This window comes from Shewanella schlegeliana, assembly GCF_016765635.1.
Taxonomy (GTDB): domain Bacteria; phylum Pseudomonadota; class Gammaproteobacteria; order Enterobacterales; family Shewanellaceae; genus Shewanella; species Shewanella schlegeliana.
Map to the genome: position 1 here is coordinate 303968 of NZ_JAESVD010000006.1, position 19090 is coordinate 323057.

General features: G+C 41.9%; 17 protein-coding genes. 7 read left to right on the forward strand and 10 right to left on the reverse strand.

Annotation, left to right across the window (positions count from 1 at the left end):
- Position 1: 1 nt before the first annotated feature.
- A complete protein-coding gene (locus tag JMA39_RS12600; protein WP_202722206.1) occupies positions 2–391 on the reverse strand; it encodes a glycine zipper family protein in 390 nt (129 codons plus the stop codon).
- 144 nt (positions 392–535) lie between these two features.
- On the opposite strand from JMA39_RS12600, the gene JMA39_RS12605 reads away from it, so the two are divergent.
- Positions 536–1558, forward strand: coding sequence for an oxidoreductase family protein (locus JMA39_RS12605; protein WP_202722207.1), 1023 nt, complete (start codon positions 536–538; stop codon positions 1556–1558).
- Positions 1559–1845: 287 nt separating this feature from the next.
- Here the strand turns inward: JMA39_RS12605 and JMA39_RS12610 are convergent, their stop codons facing one another.
- Entirely contained in the window at positions 1846–2352 is a 507-nt protein-coding gene (locus JMA39_RS12610; protein ID WP_202722208.1) for a hypothetical protein, read from the reverse strand.
- A 957-nt stretch (positions 2353–3309) separates the two neighbouring features.
- On the opposite strand from JMA39_RS12610, the gene JMA39_RS12615 reads away from it, so the two are divergent.
- The gene (locus tag JMA39_RS12615) at positions 3310–4422 is read left to right on the forward strand and encodes a site-specific integrase (protein WP_202722209.1); all 1113 of its coding nucleotides are present in this window, start codon (positions 3310–3312) and stop codon (positions 4420–4422) included.
- Positions 4423–4506: 84 nt separating this feature from the next.
- On the opposite strand, the gene JMA39_RS12620 is transcribed toward JMA39_RS12615, so the two are convergent.
- The 3 genes from JMA39_RS12620 to JMA39_RS12630 all read right to left on the reverse strand — a co-directional run bounded on the left by JMA39_RS12620 (position 4507) and on the right by JMA39_RS12630 (position 8227).
- A complete protein-coding gene (locus JMA39_RS12620) occupies positions 4507–5247 on the reverse strand; it encodes an RluA family pseudouridine synthase (RefSeq protein WP_202722291.1) in 741 nt (246 codons plus the stop codon).
- Positions 5248–5746: 499 nt separating this feature from the next.
- Positions 5747–6787, reverse strand: a complete 1041-nt coding sequence (locus JMA39_RS12625) for a porin (protein WP_202722210.1) — start codon at positions 6785–6787, stop codon at positions 5747–5749.
- Positions 6788–6871: 84 nt separating this feature from the next.
- Complete coding sequence (locus tag JMA39_RS12630) at positions 6872–8227, reverse strand: FMN-binding protein (RefSeq protein ID WP_237732804.1); 1356 nt, start codon at positions 8225–8227, stop codon at positions 6872–6874.
- A gap of 193 nt (positions 8228–8420) precedes the next feature.
- On the opposite strand from JMA39_RS12630, the gene JMA39_RS12635 reads away from it, so the two are divergent.
- From JMA39_RS12635 to JMA39_RS12645, 3 genes are all read left to right on the forward strand, one after another.
- Positions 8421–9641 (forward strand): FAD:protein FMN transferase, encoded by a 1221-nt coding sequence (locus JMA39_RS12635; protein ID WP_202722212.1) that lies wholly within the window; start codon positions 8421–8423, stop codon positions 9639–9641.
- Positions 9642–9865: 224 nt separating this feature from the next.
- On the forward strand, positions 9866–11644 hold the full coding sequence (locus JMA39_RS12640) for a sensor histidine kinase (RefSeq protein WP_237732805.1): 1779 nt from the start codon (positions 9866–9868) through the stop codon (positions 11642–11644).
- 1 nt (position 11645) lies between these two features.
- Positions 11646–12242 (forward strand): response regulator transcription factor, encoded by a 597-nt coding sequence (locus JMA39_RS12645; protein WP_202722213.1) that lies wholly within the window; start codon positions 11646–11648, stop codon positions 12240–12242.
- 97 nt (positions 12243–12339) lie between these two features.
- Here JMA39_RS12645 and JMA39_RS12650 read toward each other — a convergent pair whose 3' ends face one another.
- From JMA39_RS12650 to JMA39_RS12665, 4 genes are all read right to left on the reverse strand, one after another.
- Positions 12340–12669 carry a hypothetical protein gene (locus JMA39_RS12650; protein ID WP_202722214.1) on the reverse strand — a complete coding sequence of 110 codons (330 nt, stop codon included), beginning with the start codon at positions 12667–12669 and terminating at the stop codon, positions 12340–12342.
- A gap of 109 nt (positions 12670–12778) precedes the next feature.
- Complete coding sequence (locus tag JMA39_RS12655) at positions 12779–13540, reverse strand: tRNA-uridine aminocarboxypropyltransferase (RefSeq protein ID WP_202722215.1); 762 nt, start codon at positions 13538–13540, stop codon at positions 12779–12781.
- Between the two features lie 94 nt (positions 13541–13634).
- Positions 13635–14948 carry a CDP-diacylglycerol--serine O-phosphatidyltransferase gene (gene pssA, locus JMA39_RS12660; protein ID WP_237732806.1) on the reverse strand — a complete coding sequence of 438 codons (1314 nt, stop codon included), beginning with the start codon at positions 14946–14948 and terminating at the stop codon, positions 13635–13637.
- Positions 14949–14958: 10 nt separating this feature from the next.
- A complete protein-coding gene (locus JMA39_RS12665) occupies positions 14959–15291 on the reverse strand; it encodes a DUF1904 family protein (RefSeq protein WP_202722217.1) in 333 nt (110 codons plus the stop codon).
- Between the two features lie 255 nt (positions 15292–15546).
- Between JMA39_RS12665 and JMA39_RS12670 the strand changes: the two genes are divergently transcribed.
- Together JMA39_RS12670 and dacB are read left to right on the forward strand one after the other, a co-directional pair.
- Positions 15547–15723, forward strand: coding sequence for a hypothetical protein (locus tag JMA39_RS12670; protein ID WP_202722218.1), 177 nt, complete (start codon positions 15547–15549; stop codon positions 15721–15723).
- A 36-nt stretch (positions 15724–15759) separates the two neighbouring features.
- Positions 15760–17190 (forward strand): D-alanyl-D-alanine carboxypeptidase/D-alanyl-D-alanine endopeptidase, encoded by a 1431-nt coding sequence (gene dacB / locus JMA39_RS12675; RefSeq protein WP_237732807.1) that lies wholly within the window; start codon positions 15760–15762, stop codon positions 17188–17190.
- Positions 17191–17297: 107 nt separating this feature from the next.
- On the opposite strand, the gene JMA39_RS12680 is transcribed toward dacB, so the two are convergent.
- Entirely contained in the window at positions 17298–19058 is a 1761-nt protein-coding gene (locus tag JMA39_RS12680) for an acyl-CoA dehydrogenase C-terminal domain-containing protein (protein ID WP_202722219.1), read from the reverse strand.
- Positions 19059–19090 lie beyond the last annotated feature (32 nt).

Sequence of the window (19090 nt, forward strand, 5' to 3'; positions counted from 1 at the left end):
TTTAATTTAACACCACATAACCACGATTAGTCATACAGTTTTTAATTACAGTTTGTTGCTCAGCAGCGTGGGTATCTTTATTACCTCGTCTCTCTCTGCCTTTGGATATTACGCCGACACCTAGCCCGATTGCCGCTCCCTTTTTAGCTCCATCGGTTCCAGAACCACCTGCAATCGCTTTACCAGCAGAGCCAATTGCCGCACCTTTGGCAGCAGTACCAATAGCGCTTCCTTCCGTCTTTTTTTGCTCAACTTGAGTCGACATTTCAGTACATTGGTGTAGATCATATACATAGTCTTTTTCATCAACCCCAGTTTTATCGACAATGATATTTGCCATCGCACTGACAGGTAGTAACAATAGGCCAAGGCTTAATAAATAACGTTTCATTCAAAAACTTCCTCTCTATTCAAAAATTCTCGCGTTAATCACCCAAAACAATGTTATGAGTCTGTTTTGATTCCGCTTCTTATCAATTATAGTACAGCGTTCTACCTGTCTGGTTGTTGAACAAAATTTTACTTAGGCGCATTAATGGATCTGACCAATAGCTCAGTTGAAAATGTGTTAGTTGATTTTTTTGAATCTACTAACTTCAAAAAAAACTCAAAGATTCAATCTCTTTGGTCTGGATATGGTGAAGTTGCAAGATACAGTTTCACCTCGAAAGAGTTAGTTAATAAATTTGGAGTTAGTCAATTTATTGTTAAACACATTTGCCCTCCTAAACAGGTTAATCACCCTAGAGGCTGGTCAACTTCGGTTTCTCACCAGCGAAAAATTGACTCTTATCAAGTTGAAACTAACTTTTATAAAACATTTTCTGAACGTTGCGATAGTTATTGTCGAGTCCCAAGATTTCTAGGTGAACGTCGTTTTATTGAGGATGGTAGGTCAAGCCAACTGATCTTGATGGCTGATCTTGATGACCAAGGTTTTTATTGCCGAGCGACAAGCCTGACTGTGGAGCAAACAAAATTATGCCTTCGATGGCTAGCCCATTTTCATGCAAAGTTTATGCACTTCTCTGCTGGCAATACTTATGATGAACTTTGGCCAATCGGTTGTTACTGGCACCTTGCTACACGAATGGAAGAGTGGCAATCTATGCCTGAGTCCAGACTAAAACAACAGGCGTCAGCAATAGATAACCTACTGAATAATTGCGAGTATAAAACAGTTGTACACGGAGATGCCAAGGTTGCCAACTTCTGTTTTAATCATGATTTTACCGATGTTGCCGCCGTTGATTTTCAATATGTCGGCAGTGGCAGCGGCGTTAAAGACCTTGTATACCTGATTGGCAGCTGCTTATCAGAAACCGAATGTGAGAATAATTTTACACAATTAGTGAATGAGTATTTCATCGATTTAACCCATGCTTTAGGTTTGTATCAGCCTACAATCGACCCTATTCTAGTCGTTAAAGAGTGGCAAAATATGGTGAATTTTGCGTGGGCTGACTTCGAGCGCTTTCTTGTCGGTTGGGCCCCTAACCATAAAAAGAGAAATCAATTCAGTCAGCGAATCACGAGCAAAGCCCTAGCATCCATTTAAGCTATTTTATTATGCTGGGCCTTTACGCAACATGATCGTTCAAATAGGTAACTTTGTTAAATGTTATGAACAGTTCTTAGTCAGCACTCAATACGTCTATTCATGACAGTACCACCCAAAGGGATTTAGGTAATGGATAACTGTTAGAAGCAAGCTTTGATTTTTGATATATAGGTAGAATACTCATATTGGCTCGGCCACAAACTTTGCTTGTTTAACAAAGCGAATTATCGAGTCTTGCCAATCATAAGGCACTGACATACTTAGCAGTTAAATAGACTTGCAACTTAAAACTCTTCTGTTGCCTTTGGGTATTCACTCAACAAGTGATCTATAGCTTGGTCGAATGTATCGATTTGATTTTGTGCCATGAACTCCTTGAGTTTTACTACAAGATCATTGCCAATCTCGATGTGGGATTTTTTTTTGCGTTTCTTTATTTGCGATAGCTCCTTTCGCACCATTCTCCAGCCATAATCACTAAAATAGCGATTAAGCAGTAAATTTGTTTGTAACAGAGCTTCATCAACACCAGTCGCTTGTTTTCGGAGCTGATTCAGAGATGACAAGCTTTCGGTTAACAAGATGTAGAGTTGCTCACGCTCTACAGCTTCTTCGAATTCATAAAACCAATCCTTTCTTTTTTCAACTTCAATCAAAGAGATTAGTCGATAGATTAGAGGCAAGGCAACGAGCAACTCTTCTGCTTCTAACAATTTTAATTTCCGACCTGCAGTTGGTTTTTGCTGATGATACTGCCAACTCTGCCCTGCGCTTTCTGTTTTGTTTTGCATTTCATTCCATTCTTAATCGCTAATTTCACTAGACTTTACTGGTAACCACATGAAAAATTAAAAGTATGGTGTAACCATATATTAGTCTAATTACTGCGTTAATGCATCATCTAACTCACTACCTCTACAAGGTTTTTTTACAAAACTTGACCATGAGTTTAATTGATACAATAAAATGGTGACACCATGCTATTAAATCTAAAACGGTCCCAAGCTAATCTTGGTTCTGCGCTAACGACTTCTTTGTTATTCGAATGGCTTATCTATATCACTCACAGCATCATTACCTAAAGCTCTATTTCTCACACCTGAATACTTATATTGAAACATAAGTGCTAAGCCATCGTTTGGATAACCAGCAGGTTAAAATTATTCGTGATTGATGTCAGTACTAAAGTTTAGCCAAATTTCCATACCACGAAATTTTTTGGCAGGCCTGAAAATCATCACAGTTCACTGCAGTGTCATTCATACTAAAACGGATTAAAACAGAATAACCAAGGATTAAGAAAAACAGTTCAAGCGTAAACATCTTCATAATAAGTGAAGATGTGAGTCCGGTTAACTTGTAGTCAGTAATGAACTTACAATCAATAACGTAGTTAAACCACCTTATTAAATGTACCGCCTTCATCAGCCCCTAACTTCAATATGTTATATTAGCCAAACAATAAATGGTTATACCATTCTTTTTCAAATAAACTTATTACCCACAGAGTTACAGAATAATTCAAATATAGATTTCATAATAATAAGCTTGTCTGTGCTTAATATTTCCTCCATCACAATAGATTAATCTCAATTATTGTACGTAAAACACTCAGTAATCATCATCACTATCTCTACCAGTGATAATGACGATTATCACTGGTAGAGATAACGGTTTTTAAGTAGAATATTGACCGTTAAACGATGGATTTAACGTCACTTTTGTAGATTATGGGTCAGCAATAATAGATGAATTCGGAACAACAACTTCCTAGGCAAGTCAGCTCTTTAAATGAACAAGAACTTGCATTAGGTCAATTTAGCGGTGGCTTAACAAACGATCAAAATGGTCAACGCGATCCGAACAACACAAACGAAAAGTTTTTCCAAGAACAACAACTTCCTATTTCGATCTTAGATGATTACAAAAGTGCAGCCAGCGAGACTCAATATGAGATCTCAGAAAACACTCGCCGAGTCTATCGTTCTAGTTTCGCTATTTTTAGAAATTATTGCGAACAACATAACTTAAGTGCCCTGCCCGCCGATCCAAGGAGTGTTATTTCCTTTATCGGTCATCAAAAAGAAATATACCAAGAAAAGAGTGGCCACCAGCTATCTAAACAAACAATTAATACCCGTTTAGCAGCGATTCGTTTTTTTCATATTCAAGCCGCATATCATTCACCAACTGAACACCCCCTTGTGATCAGGGTAATGCGTGGTCTAATGCGTAATCAATATCGTCAGATCTCCGACTACGATCAGCAACCGATCACCTATGATGAACTTGAAATGTTATTGGCAGTTATTGATCAACAGCCGCAAGAGTTAACTCGATTACGAGACAAAGCAATTTTACAGCTTGGGTTGCAGGGGGGATTTCGACGTTCGGAGTTAGCGGAGATAAGAGTTGAACATATCAGCTTCTTAAGAGAAAAGCTTAAGATTCGCGTGCCCTACTCTAAAAGTAACCAACAAGGTCAAAGAGAGTGGAAAGATCTACCAAAACAGGAACTATTTTCTGCTTATGAAGCCGTTCAACAATGGCTTGATGCCACCAAGATAAAGCAGGGGCATCTGTTCCGCTCCTTGAGTCGTGATGGCAATTCGCTTCGAGATTATCAAATCACTCAAGCGAAATTGGGAAAAGGTTTTTTAAAGGGTGACGATATTTATCAGATGATAAAAAAATACTGTGACAGAGCGGGACTAAACTCTCGATTCTATGGTGCGCACAGTTTACGAAGTGGTTGTGTCACCCAGCTCCATGAAAATGATAAAGACCATCTTTATATCATGGCAAGAACTGGGCATACCGATCCGAGATCATTAAGGCATTACTTGAAGCCAAAGGATTAAGTTTCTTCAATAACTAAGTTTTTGTTTAGTGCGTAGTTAAAATGATACTGGGTTTTAAGATGATAGTTTCTTGGCTAACCATCATTAAAATGGACAGGGACTGTTTGCAAAGATCCTCTCACCAGAGATAGGATGATCAAATTCAAGCTGAGTTGCATGTAGCATCAATCTTGGTGCGAGTCGGTAAGAGGTCTCGGAGCCATAAAGATCACAACCGATAATTGGATGGCCAAAGTACTGACTATGGATCCGTAATTGATGTGTTCGGCCTGTTTTCGGAATAAACTCAACTCTCGTCACAGTAATCGAACTGTCGGTTGCTTGTTCATTCATGCTGGAGACAGCTGCGTTATCATTATGGCTGGAATAAGATTCTAAGGCTAAAACTCGATATAAAGACCGTGCAGTTTTACCCTCTTTGTCGCAGATCTTCATTAACGGAAAGTTAGGTTTATCTTTCGCAATTGGTGCATCGATAAATCCCTGATCATTTTTGAGCTTATCAAATAGCAATGCTGTATAGGTTTTTAGCACTGTACGTTCACTAAATTGCTTACACAATAACGCATTAATTTGTTTATTTCGTGCTATCACCATAATACCCGAGGTGCCTAAATCCAACCTGTGAACTAAGGTACAACCTGGGAAATCCTTAACGAGACGATAATGTACTGAGTCAAGATTGGCAGGATTTTTCCCCGATAGAGATAGCAAACCTGAAGGCTTATTGATCAGCAAAAGATACTCATCTTGAAACAGTATCGTGATCTCATCTAAGCAAGGAGGTGCAATAAAATCGTCTGTTAATGGTGGTGAAACTTGCAATGCAGTTAACTCTAAGGCGTTTAAATTGCCGCCTATGATACAGGAATTTGCGTTAAACAACGAACTGATAATCTCTGAACCGATGGTGTTATAACTTGCTAAAATGAGTCTAATTGAGCTGGCTATTCTTAGTCATTACCACAGCCTTCCCCCTATTTATCTATACATTATTCTGATGTAATCGCATATATAAAAGTCATACTTAGCACCTTGTTCTGGCTATTATATTGCCTCATTTAAGTCCATTGACGCACGGTTTCTAGGGTTGCAACCTTATGCAAAAATCAGCATAGTAATGCACAAATTAAAATATAATCCCGAGATATTTTTAACTAGATTGATTTTATAGTCAGAATAATGAATAGCAACCAGTCACTAGAAGTGTGATAAGCAAATAAACTTGAGCGGTGTAGAGCGTATGTCCATATACGCTCCATGGGGGGCAAATAGTACAGCTTTACATAAAAACTAGGGGGGAATTTAGAGGTGGAAACCTAGATTAGAAGTCAATTCTGAAGCCAACACTCGCAATCGTATCATCAAAATCTGAGTACTGTTTTACGGCAAACTGACCCAGCTCTGTGTGTACTCGAGTTGATTTTGAAAGACGATATTCTGCGCCAATTGCCCACTGTGAAACCTCTGGAACCTCTGTAGCCGCAGCGCCTAATTTGTCATAAACACGTCCAGCAATTTTACCCGTACCAGAATCGTCCTGACCATATTGAGCTTTTAGTGTTAGCTTATCGATCTGATATTTAGCACTGACGATAAAGCCGTCACCATCACGTTGCTGCCAGTTATCTAAATTTGGATTAACGATTTCAGAGCTTTGATAAATTGTTCCTAACATTAACTTATCAATCTTATACTGAGCCACCGCGCGGAAACCTTTGATGTCTTCAACACCATCTGTGTAAGCAGCCGCAAGATACAGATCACCGGTTTTGAATAATTTATCACCGTAGGTTAACGCAACCTGGTAATTACCGTTGTCACGACGTACATCATCTTCACCGTAATAGTTATCTTCTAGAATATAACTGGCGCCAAATTGTAACTTGTTCCATTTAACAGTTTTATATTCTAAAGAGTCACCCCAACGCTTATCACCTGCAAATAAACGGTCATGTTTTAATGAGTACATGTCCATTGCATCGGCAGTGCCTTTCGCCATCTTAAAAACGGGGTCTATACGGCCTGCGGCAAGTTGACCAGCAGTTGAGTGTTTAATACCAAGGAAGGTAGGACGTGCTGAAAACGGGTTATTTTGTTTACCTTCTGTCGCACCATTTACGCCGACTTCTATTTGATAAAATACGGTGAAATCGTCATTGAGTGCAGTATTACCTTTAACGCCTAATCGACTCCAGTTGTTTTCTAAAATAGTGCCACTCTTTCCGCTATGAGTAGCACTACCACTATCAGAGTGAGTCACTGAGTAGTCGATACGACCATAAAATTTGTAGGCATCGGCCATCACACTTGGTGAAGCTAATACTGCGGCGGCAAGCAAAGTTAATTTAACAGTTTTCATCATCTTCTCTCTTAGTTCTTTTATCAATTTGAAAGGCAGACGACTCCGGCACTCTATGGCGATAGGGAGTCGGCCGCTAGAGCAGGATTACTTTTTCTTGTGTTCGTTGATCATTCCGTCTTGACGCATCTCTTGATACAAGATCTCAGCTTGCTTCAAGTAGTTATCCCAAGAGCTTGAACGCTTAGTGAAACCAGTGGCAGCATAACTTCCGGTATCGCCGGTGGCAGGAAGATCATCGATGATAAATAGTGAGCCGCCCTGTTGTAGGTGAGCATTCAAGCCATCGATCATCACATTGAAACCAATTCGTGCTGGCTCGACATAGTTGATAGATTCATACTTAGACTGGCGATAGAATTTTTTCAAAGATGCGTCTTTTATTTGGGCCTTTTCGTCTGCAAAAATCTCATCATAATGAGCTTTGACAATTTGCTTGGTATCACTATCCACAACGATTCGTAGCATGGCAGTGATGCCAGTCCAGTTACCTTTAGCATCAATTAGCTTTTCAGCATGTTGATAGAATCTTTGCTTGGTTCCGTCACCATTGATCTGGGCATGTATTTTGGCCGTTAGCGGAACCATAGATTGCTGAATACTGTTAGATGCACCTGCAACCACATCGATACCGGCATACTTCAAACGATTAGGTTCTTTTAGTTTATTGCGCAGTGTTGGGTCGTAATCTGGGTTTAAGTTAAACGTCAACTTATCCTGCTCAACCATAAGCTTTTCCATGGTCAAAGATGATTGCACCCAGGCTGTGCCTTTCTTCTTACCCATTGAGAAGTTGTATTCAGACATACGCTTAGGAACGTCTTGATATAGACGGGTATAGTAATTCGGTCGACCGCTTTCGTTAAACTCTGCAAAAATAACGTCTTCGGCGTTATTGCTATCGGTTACAATCGCAACACTCCCCATATGGCCTTGGCGGAATCGCGCCTCCTGATAGTAGTAATCTCCCTTAAGCAAACCTAACTGAGGTTGAATTGACCACTTAAGCTTGAAATCTTCATCGCCAGATTGCTCCTTTGAACCAACAGCCACATAGGCTGGCTGACTGCCGTCTCGACGTGGGATACTGTTTACCGCTTCTAAAATACCGTTAGAGGAAAAAGTTGCCCCCGACACAGCATCAATGCCTTCGTGGCTGTTTTTTGCGACAATTTTCGAGAGTAACCGCTCGGCGTTTAGATACAGAGATTCGGTCTCGTTATGAGATTTGGTCTTAATATCAACAATATGACCGTTTTTAACCTCTACTGTTAAGGTAATGAGTCCTTTCTTACCTTTAGCAGAAACGTCATGTATGCCGTCTGCGTACTTACCTTGATCCATAGCGGTAGAACTCGTTGCAGAACAACCTACTAAAGTCATTGTGGCGAATAATACTGCGCTACTTACCAGCGTTTTATTGAAGTTTTTTATGCGTTTCATTGTCTCTGCCTTCAAGTGTTTTTTCATTGAAGCCAGAATAAAAGGTTTTAGATTCTTAACAATTGCGGAAAACCGCAATGTCTTAGTTTGAGTTATATTTATTTGACGCAGTTAACACAAACTACAGTTAATTATCTTCATCTAAGTTAGTTGTGATATTTATTTAAATATATCGCGACAAACAGACCTTATTATGAAAAGCATTTACCCACTATTATTTTTACTAACTGTCACTAATCACATTAGCGCAGCAACATTAAATTCAGCAAATAACAGTAGGACTCAAACAGAGTCAGAACTTATATTTAATCTGCCACCAGCACCTGACTTTAAGATTGTTAATGTCGATACCAAAGGGAAACCCTACCTCTGTGAGGGTAACGCTATTATTACAACAAGAGAGGGAGTCACAAATTTAACGACTCTTAAATACTTTGGCACATCAATTAGTATTGATATTTATGACGCTGGTAGCAACAATTCAAAACAAGCACTTTGTAATGCACTAAATGTAATACAGGAGTATCATTACCTTGCATCAAACTACAGTACCTATCCCCATGTCACAAATATCAAAAGCATTAATAATGCGCCTGAGAAGCAACACAAAATCGATCCAAAACTGACTGAGTTAATCAAACAAAGCATAGATTGGCATGATAAAAGCGATGGCTATTTTAACATCGCCCTATCACCTGTAATCCAAATTTGGCGTGATTATAGAGCACAATGTATCGGTGAACGTAAAAACCAAGACCGATGCGAAATCCCGACTCAAGCAGAATTAGAAGCCGCCAGGCCTCTGATTAACATAGAAAATATCAAGCTAAATTCAGAACAAAATACCATACAGATGCTGGCAGGCATGAGCATAGATCTTGGTGGGATAGCCAAAGGTTGGATGGCCGAGAAGGTTTACTTTAAGTTGAAAGAAGATGGTGTGCAAAACTTTATGATCAATGCTGGTGGAAATATCCGTCATTATGGCGTTCATCCACAAGGTCGTACTTTTGTCACTGCTGTTGAAGATCCCATCTGTAAGAAATATCAAAATTCACTTAGCCGCTGCCAGAGCTTTGAAGGCCAATACCATGAAGTGATGACGGGGAGAGATATTACAGTGGTATCGAGTGGTAACTACCTAAAATATTATCGCGTCAAAGGTGAAGAGTTTCACCATATTATTAACCCAAAAACTTTGTACCCAAAGCGTAGTGGCATATCTACAACGATAGTGATGAATAACAATCAAATCTATGCTGACATTATCTCAACTGCCTTGTTTCTTATGCCATTAGATAAGGCACTTGCATATGCAAATAACAATAATAATGTAGAAGCAGTATGGTTTTTAAATGAGCAAGGAGAGAAGATCGAAAGTGACGAATTCAATATATATAGAAAACAACTGTAAAATAAGTTTAGAGATCAAAAAAATTAAACCAACTTATAGAGATAATATATTCCACACCAAGCTTAGTGCTTATTTATTATAAATGAGCTTTAATGAATTATGATGTAGTGGTTTTCCGCATGGTTGAAATTTATGTGACTCGGTTCACTGAGTGCCTGTGTTTGCCACTACTTTTATCTAAAATAGAGTCATAATACCAAGGTGTTTCTTTCTTGTACTCCATCATGATAGCCAAACTTCGTCCTTTAGCCACCATAGGTTGCCTTATACTCTCGAGTTTTCATGCTTGTTATAGCTATGCTCAACAGGTTGAGCCTATTCGAGTTGGCGTGCTTGCGTTTACCCACCCAGACAACGTCGCTAAACGTTGGCAACCAACAATCGATAGAATTGCCGTCGATCTCAATAAGCCTTTCGAGCTAATCGCCTTAACACCAAGTGAACTCGACTCTAAGGTCGCCCAGGGCAAGTTAGACTTTCTAATTACCAATGCGCTGACAGGTGTGAGTTATAAGAAAGACTACGGTACTACCAGCTTACTCACCCTAGTACCACAGGGAAATAACCAACCCACTCAAGCCGTTGGTTCTGCATTGGTCACGCGCTCAGAGCAACAAGTAAATAGTTTCAGTGATTTAAAATCGCTCAGAGCCGTTTCAACCGATAAGCAAGCATTCGGTGGGTTTCAGATCTTCGCTGGGGAGATGGCACATAATGATTTAAACCCTTTCAATGACTTTAAAGCGCTCTCATTTGTCGGCTTTCCTCAACAGAAGTTGTTGTCACTGGTTGCTAACGGTAAAGCAGATATCGCGATTCTGCCCACTTGTGTGCTTGAGAACGCAGTTAAAAAAGGTGATATCGCTGCAAATAGCTTAAAGGTCGTGTTAACCAAAGCTGCTCCAACATTTCACTGTAAAACCTCCAGTGAGTTATACCCCTATTACTCTTTCTCGAAGCTGGGAAAAACCGACCACCGTCTTGCCACCGATGTTATCCGCTCACTGTTGACCATCGAGCCTACAGAACCCGCAGCGGTTATAGGCCGCTACGACTCATGGTCAGCAACCGTTAACGACAGCCATGTATTTAAGTTACTAAAACAGCTACAACAATGGCCATTTGTTACCAACTGGACCACAATTTTTAGAAGTGCGCTGCCTTGGGCCGTCGTCATTGCCATATTCTTGTTACTGGGATATATCCACCACTTAAGAGTCAAGCGCTTAGTTGTACTACGCACGCGCGATCTACAATCGGAAATACAGCAGCACACTCAAACACAAAGAGCATTACTAGAACAGACAAAACAATTCTATAAAGCCCAGCGAGTACTGTTAACAGGAGAGATGGCCTCTGGCATAGCACACGAATTGAATCAGCCATTAGCTGGGATCCGTTATCTAACACAAGGCTGTATTTATCGTCTATCTGATGAGCAAACCGAACTAAAAGAAGCGATGAATAAAGCGATTCAACAGGTCGATCGAGCCCAATCGACGATTAAGCGTTTTAGGCACTTCTGCCAACAGCCCAGTGTCATGAGCGAATGCTACCTAAATCAAGTTTTAGAAGATACATTAAGTCTCATGGCTGCAGAGTTCATGCGTATGCAGCTGACTCCAGAGTTTAAATGTGAAACGGTAGAGTTAACGGCAGATCCTAGCCTTCTACAGCAGGTATTTGTCAATATCATACGCAATGCACTCGATGCAATGAGCCAGTGCCCTGCTCCTAACCTATCAATATCGCTCTCAAAGCAAGCACAACACGCCGTTATTGTATTTAAAGATAATGGAACAGGTCTAAGTGAAACGGCGTTGGAGCGGCTATTCTTCCCGTTTGAGACATCTAAAGAGAACGGCTTAGGTCTTGGAATGATCATCTGTAAGAGGATCATCGAAGAGCATAGCGGTGAGATCGTCGCAGCCAACAATCATGTTGATGGTTCACGCGTTCCCGGCTTGACCATAACGATAACCCTCCCGATTAAGGAGTCATAAATTGAGTAATCTATATCTAGTCGACGATGACCAAGCAGTTTTAGACTCGTTAACTTGGATGCTAAATGGCCTTGGCTACGAACCTCAGGGCCATTTGTCTGCCGATAGTTTTTTGAAGCAAGCTGAACTGCAAAACGAAGGAATTGCCATTTTAGACGTACAGATGCCTGGGATGGATGGCAGCGCGTTACTCAGCCACCTGACTAAGTCTCAAAGCCCGATTGCCGTGATCATGTTAAGCGGTCATGGAAATATTGCCATGGCGGTACAGGCGATTCAAAAAGGCGCACTAGACTTTCTGGAGAAACCTGTGGACGGCGACAAACTCGCAGTCCTGCTTGAACAAGCTAAATTACAAACTAAGCTCAATATGCAGCAAAAAGTGGAACGAGATGCGTTAGCCGATAAGCTCAAAGCACTGACCCCTAGAGAGCATGAGGTAATGGAAAAGGTGTTAGAAGGCAAACTAAATAAAGTGATTGCCGCGGAACTTAACATTGCCCAGCGAACATTAGAGTTACACCGTCAAAAAGTGATGCAAAAGATGCAGGTGAGTAACGTCGCCGAACTGGCATTTTTAATGGGCAAAAGTACCTGATTTCTGTTCTATTCTGTAAAGAGGCAAGTCATATGAAGACCCGAACGAATACAAGTAATAGTGACTAGCGTCGAAAATATGAGTATTCAATAACTAGCTAGGCGAGTCGACTTCTTGGGCTGCGTCTAGAGTGAGCCCAACGGGCACAAAACTCCCAGCCCTTATCTTGACAGACTAGACCGGCATTATAACGGCCTTTTGCCAGTCGAGTTGGCATCGACCTTGAGACTCGCCAAACATAAATATCGAAGGCTAGCCTGTCACTCGATAGATTAGCTACACTAACGTCAAAACGTTTCTCATCCGGACTCACGCTTGGGTTATCGCACATCAGGTTAGACAAGCAAAATAACGCCAGTGAAGAGGCAAAGACAAAACGATGACTAGGCCTAAAGCCTAAATAGCGTATAACCTTGTCGAATCGCATCCAACGCCCCTATTCATATGATTACGAATATTAAGCATAACGCAAATAGCTGCAGATTCAACGCTCTGCTCTCTAGACTAACTTATACTCACATTCAACAAAATTGAGCTTAACCCCCATTATCGGAGGCCCTTTGACAAGCCTCCATATAATCTTGCCTTCGCTGCTGTAAAGCTGACTGTTCACGATTATTGCGGCTACGGCCATGTAAGGATGACTCGACAAAAAGTGCAAACCAAGCCTGTAACACCTCAGCGCTTTTAGGCTCCCCAGCTGCTGCCAAGGCTAATGCTGCCACCTCAGCCGTGCCAAGCTGAAAATCTCGCGCGCCTTTTCTTAAAGCGTAGGATGCAGTCGTCTCTGGTGAAAATGAAAACAGTGGCAGTCCATGCAGGTATTCACTTTTCCTAAACATCTTTATCGCTTCACGCCAGCTCCCATCAAGCAGAATAAGCAGAGGCGTCTTGCCTGGCGCTATCATCGTTGGCTCTATACGCTCAACTACAGCTTGACCTTCTACCGCGTATTCTGACGGAAAAATGACATAGGCTTGATAACGAGGATCGTTAATAATCTCCAACATTTTGCGGTTAGGCTCATTGCGAGACCAGATAAAGGCATGGGTGTCAGGCACAATATCTGCGATTAGACGACCACTATTGCTCGGCTTTAGTACCTCATCGTCATACATGATCAGCATAAAGGCCAAGTGACTCTTGTTATGCATACGATAGCTGCAAGTACAGAGTTTCTCTGCCAGCAAGCAGGACTGGCAGCGAATAACATTCTTACCTCTTGCAGTGAAAGGCCGTGAAGAGATCGCTTTTCTATATTCATACAAACGGTGAACCGCATGCTTTGGCAAAGTCATTTAGCTAAAACCTAATAATATCAACGCTGGCAGCGCCAGTTAAAGAAAAAGCCTACTCATAAGTAGGCTTTTAATCGTTAGTCAATCGACAGACTTAAAGTATACGTCTTAACAGAAAGTCTGCTTTCAAACGTTTAATTCGCTTCATAAGCTTACGCACTGGCGCTGGATAGCTTTGTAACGTTTCAATCTGGCTATAGTGGTACAAACGCTCAGTGTGTTCGAGAATATGCTGCTGCTCTTGCTCAAACTGCTCTTTCCAGCATTCGCTTTCATCTTGAAGCAATAGCCCATTTTCTAGATCAAGTGCCCAAGCTCGTGGATTCAAGTTACTGCCGGTGATCAAATGACGATGACTGTCGGCGCTGATCCCTTTCAAATGGAAGCTATTGCGACCATCTTTCCAAAGATGAATATTTAACTGGCCATTTTCAATCGCCCATTGCTGGCGCTTGGCAAATTTTCGCAGTGACTGCTCATACATATAGGGCAACGCACCAATGGTTGAAAATTCTTCCTCTGGTGGAATATAGAAATCATTTGAGGTTTTATCGCCAACAACGATATCTATCTTCTTGCCCTTACGAAGGTGCTTGGTTAACGCACGAACTAAAATGTAGGGCGGATTAAAATAAGGAGTGCAGATAAAGAGTGAGTCTTTTGACTCCTCTACCATAGCAACGATCACCTTGTTTAACTTGTTCTTCTTACGCCCAAGCCCCATTAAAGGCGTAACACGGTTACCAATCCTAGTCTCTTGGAACTTATACTCAGCCTTAGCTAAACGGTGTTTAAGACTCGTTATCTCTGTTTTAGCCGGTAGACGTTCAGTTTCTTTAGGTTGGGTCAATGAAGTTACGGCAACGTCATTCACGAGATAATGCTGGATCATCTCGCGCATGCTTCGGGCAAGCTCGGCTGACTCTATTACGTGGTAGCGGTCGAAACGATACTTATCATCTTGGTGCAAATAGATATTGTTTAAGCTCGCACCACTAAAGATCACGCTATCATCAATAACAAAGCCCTTAAGGTGTAACACGCCCATAAATTCACGGGACTTAACTGGCACACCTAAGATATCGATTGGATGCTCTGCAGCCTCGATAACCTTGCGATACATAAAGTAATTGCCACTGTCGCCTTTATGGCCGATAAGACCACGACGGGCACGATGAAAATCCACAAGGACTTTAACATCGAGCTGAGGGTTTTGGTTTTTAGCTTCTATTAATGCGGCAAGAATTTCTCTACCTGCTTCATCATCTTCTAAATAGAGCGCTGCGATATAAATAGAATGCGTTGCGCCTGCAATTCGAGATAACAATTCAGCTTTTAACGCTTTCGGCGTTAGCAGCCAAGAAAGCGAATCTGGTTGTAGCGGTATGCCACCTAGCTTACTCAGCAAGGCTCTCTCCTTAATAGTGCTGACCATCTTTGTAATAAGTGCTAGGTTCAAGCTCTCTAAACATGACAATCACATGTTGTAGCTCCGGATAAACCTTTAATAAGGCTTCACGGATAACCTTCTGTGCACGATGGTGTGTTTCAGGATCTTTTGGAAACCATAACACCTCGACTTGAGCAATATCTTTGATCTGTTCGCCATCACGGTAGCTATTGCTATTTATCCAATCGAGAATGAAAGACTCTGGTTTTGCCTGACAGATATCGGCTAATGCCTCTAGCAAGCAGGTACTCAGTGTGGCTACCGCCGCCTCTGGTAATCCGCTAACTCTTATATGTGGCATAAAGATCCTCCTAGATAAGGGCATAGAAATTACCGATTTAAGTTAGTTTGAGCAAGGTTTTTCTGTTAATAACGGTCTCTAGAGCCAGTTTTAGGTGGCTTCTTGCGCGGTTAGCCAAATATTTAATCACTTAAAGCTAAATAATCAATCACTCGCTTTCCCCTAATGCCTTCCACTTTGTTTGTCGCTGGTGTCACTGAAAATGAGCTTAGGTTTTGGTAAAATTAACGCGACTTTTACGTTTTGGATGATTTGATGAATATTAAGACCCTTTTAACGCTATTGGTTGTACTCCTAGGCGCATGGAGTATATTTCACTTTAAAGCTCAGTTAGGCATGCTTGTTTTACCGCTGTTTTTCGGCTTGGTGCTGTTTGTGACATTAAGGCTTTATCGCTTGATGGAAAAAGACGAACCTAATGGTAAAGATTAATCTGACGTGACTATCACAAGGATAAAGGACACACTTTTGCATAAACGCTTGATTACCACTCTCTCGCTTAGTCTTCTGGTGATTTCGGCTTCCGCTAAGTCTAATGATTACCTAGACAACATAGTCAAAGTCATCGAGCCTAAGACTTCTCAGACGGCCATCGTTGTCAGCGCCCTTGGGAGTGAGGAGCGAACAAAATCGGCCGCAGATAACGAATATCGTAAAGATGCTGAACGGTTATTCATACCTGCCAGCACAATGAAACTATTGACGGCCGTAGCAGCGACAACCTCTCTAGGAAGAAACTTTAGGTTTAACACTCAAATTGATGCATTTGTCGGCATTCAAAATAGTCGTATTGAGGGCGATCTATTTATACGGTTCGACGGTGATCCGACTTTGACGGTGAGTGATCTTAGGCAACTGTTTAAGCAGTTACATAAGCAAGGTCTTAAGCATATCGATGGTAACGTCTACTTGGTAGGCGATCAGCAAGAGACCCTTCAAGCGCCAGGTTGGGTCTGGGATGATTTAGGGATCTGTTACGCAGCCCCAGTTTCTCGCTATATCCTTAACCAAAACTGCGTTAAAGCTAAGCTCTCACCTACCCTAGCCAATAATCAGTCAAAACTTTCGTTAAGCCAATTTGAACCCGTCTCGATTACCAATACCGCCGTGTTCGACAAAGTTGGTGATATCCCTTTTTGTGAGTTAAGCCTACAACGCCAATCTAATAACCAGTTTTTACTATCAGGATGCCATACCGGACAAAAACCGTTAAAGCTTGCAATCGCCATCTCGGATCCAGCCCTTTATGCTAAAAATACGGTAACCAATATGCTAGCTAATTTGGGGATCACTATTAAAGGCAAGGTACTATTAACCAGTAAGAGGCCCGCAAATACATTACTGCTTGCTGAGCATGAATCTAAGCCACTTTCAGAACTTACTGACACCATGTTACTAAAGTCAGATAACTTAATTGCTGATAGCCTGTTAAAGCGCCTAGGGCAGCAAATTTATGGTGTACCTGGCTCATTTGTTAATGGCAGTGCAGCAATGAAACAGATTCTAACGGATCTTGGTGTTGAGCTTGATAGTGCCAATATCGTAGATGGTTCAGGATTATCACGCTACAACTTGTTAAGTGCAGAGCAGTTATCCCAAGTACTGTTACTTATCAAACAGCATAAGGATCTTAACTTCTTAATCGAACAATTACCTGTTGCCGGCTACAGTGGTACCTTAGAGTACCGCAGTGGTTATACAACTTCGCCTCTTAAGGGCGCGGTACTTGCCAAAACGGGCTCTATGATGGGGGTTGCCAACTTAGCAGGTTTCATTAAGGAAGGTGGCGAGCTAACCAAGGCGTTTGTAGTCTTAGAAAATGGTCATAGCCCGGCAGTCAAAAAGAACGAACTATCGCCGTTTAACGTGTTGTTTTTACAATCAATGGTTCAACCATAATAAAAAGTCTAACACTTTATTAGATCTAAGGTTGGTCCCCTATTATCACAACAAAAACGCCACTTAAATAAGTGGCGTTTTTGTTGCTACTAGGTGATAGGAGCCGTTTAGAACAGACTTGCATCCATCTGCATAATTGAGGCATCACCCTTGCTAACCTGCGATAGATGATAATCCGCTTTGGTGATTAACTTGTCGAAGTAGAAGCGACTTAGGTACGCTTTTTGCTGCTTAAAGCTGTCATCTTCATGGTCATGGGCAGCGTCTGTCATCGCTAACCAGAAACAGCCATACAGGCTATAACCGAATGCATCGAGATAATCCACCGCGCAAGCGTTAATGAGAGCTGGCTGTGATAGCTTATTCTCGTTAACTTGCTTAGCCACCTCGAGTAACTGCTCCAATAGCGCCAACACCTTAGTTTTATCAGCGTCACTGACATGACTATAACCATTGATGTTAGCCACTTGCTCAGCAACAAACTCAGAAAGTGCGGCCACATTATCACCAGTCACTTTACGGCCTAAGAAATCTATCGCCTGAATGCCGTTGGTGCCTTCATAGATCTGTGCAATTCGGGTATCGCGAACCAATTGCTCGATGCCAGTTTCTCGAATATAGCCATGACCGCCAAAGACCTGCTGCGCCATAATCGCTGCGTCTAGGCCGCGATCGCTTAGAAACGCTTTCGATACCGGAGTTAACAGCCCCATGTAGCGGCTAGCCTTAGATTTTACATCTGCGTCTTGTGAATACTTGGCTAAGTCCAATTGCTGTCCAGTATAAACCGATAATGCGCGCCCAGCTTCAGTCAAAGCTCGGATGGTTAGTAACATACGTCTGACATCACCATGAACTAAGATAGGATCGCTACTCGCCCCTGTAGGAGAACCACCCGCAGCCACGCCCTGTACTCGCTCCTTAGCATAGTCAGCTGCCATTTGATAGGCCGCTTGTGAAGTACCTAAGCCTTGAATACCAATGGCTAAACGCTCGTAATTCATCATGGTAAACATACAAACGAGTCCACGATTAGGCCGCCCAATCAGGTAGCCTTCTGCGTCATCGAAGTTCATCACACAAGTTGCAGAGCCTTTCAGCCCCATCTTATGCTCGATAGACCCCACAGTAACGCCGTTTGCTTCACCAAGACTATTGTCTGCATTAACTTTGATTTTCGGCACTAAGAACAGCGAGATGCCACTGGTATTGGGTAGTTTCGCCAACACAAGGTGGATAACGTTTTCAGTTAGATCATGATCGCCACCAGTGATGAATATTTTGCTACCGGTGATCTTATAACTACCATCTTCATTTGGCACAGCTTTAGTGCGAATGTTGCGAAGATCTGACCCTGCTTGTGGCTCAGTCATATCCATGGCACCAGCCCACTCGCCGCTGTACATCATCGGCAAATATTGTTCTTTAATCTCATCGCTGCCATGGGCATGAATAGCGAGTGCTGCGCCAGCGGTTAATGAACCATAAAGGGTAAATGCATTACACGCACTATAGGCCATCTCATCGACAAGCACGCCAAGCATCTTTGGCATGCCCATACCACCAAATTCAGGATCACCACATAGCCCGACCCAGCCCCCCTCGGCATACTGGTCATATACCGCTTTATAGCCATCGGGTGTGATCACCCTATCAGCTTCATGACGAACACCTTGCTCATCGCCACTGCGATTTATAGGATGGATTAGTTCGCGGCTAATCTTGTCTGCTTCATCTAAAATAGCCACTGCAGTATCCATATCGACAGACTCTGCCATTGCAGGCATTTCAGACCAAGTTTTTGGGGCATCAAAGACTTTTTCGAGCAAGAAGCGCATTTCAGCTAACGGGGCGTTATAAGGGTTCATATAGGGCTCTTAAACATTAGATTTAAACAGTT

Bases quoted from the DNA above. Each gene is read 5' to 3' on its own strand.
- JMA39_RS12600 (WP_202722206.1), bottom strand. From the start codon at position 391: ATGAAACGTTATTTATTAAGCCTTGGCCTATTGTTACTACCTGTCAGT.
- JMA39_RS12605 (WP_202722207.1), top strand. From the start codon at position 536: ATGGATCTGACCAATAGCTCAGTTGAAAATGTGTTAGTTGATTTTTTT.
- JMA39_RS12610 (WP_202722208.1), bottom strand. From the start codon at position 2,352: ATGCAAAACAAAACAGAAAGCGCAGGGCAGAGTTGGCAGTATCATCAG.
- JMA39_RS12615 (WP_202722209.1), top strand. From the start codon at position 3,310: ATGAATTCGGAACAACAACTTCCTAGGCAAGTCAGCTCTTTAAATGAA.
- JMA39_RS12625 (WP_202722210.1), bottom strand. From the start codon at position 6,787: ATGATGAAAACTGTTAAATTAACTTTGCTTGCCGCCGCAGTATTAGCT.
- JMA39_RS12630 (WP_237732804.1), bottom strand. From the start codon at position 8,227: ATGAAACGCATAAAAAACTTCAATAAAACGCTGGTAAGTAGCGCAGTA.
- JMA39_RS12635 (WP_202722212.1), top strand. From the start codon at position 8,421: ATGAAAAGCATTTACCCACTATTATTTTTACTAACTGTCACTAATCAC.
- JMA39_RS12640 (WP_237732805.1), top strand. From the start codon at position 9,866: ATGATAGCCAAACTTCGTCCTTTAGCCACCATAGGTTGCCTTATACTC.
- JMA39_RS12650 (WP_202722214.1), bottom strand. From the start codon at position 12,669: ATGCGATTCGACAAGGTTATACGCTATTTAGGCTTTAGGCCTAGTCAT.
- JMA39_RS12655 (WP_202722215.1), bottom strand. From the start codon at position 13,540: ATGACTTTGCCAAAGCATGCGGTTCACCGTTTGTATGAATATAGAAAA.
- JMA39_RS12665 (WP_202722217.1), bottom strand. From the start codon at position 15,291: ATGCCACATATAAGAGTTAGCGGATTACCAGAGGCGGCGGTAGCCACA.
- JMA39_RS12670 (WP_202722218.1), top strand. From the start codon at position 15,547: ATGAATATTAAGACCCTTTTAACGCTATTGGTTGTACTCCTAGGCGCA.
- JMA39_RS12680 (WP_202722219.1), bottom strand. From the start codon at position 19,058: ATGAACCCTTATAACGCCCCGTTAGCTGAAATGCGCTTCTTGCTCGAA.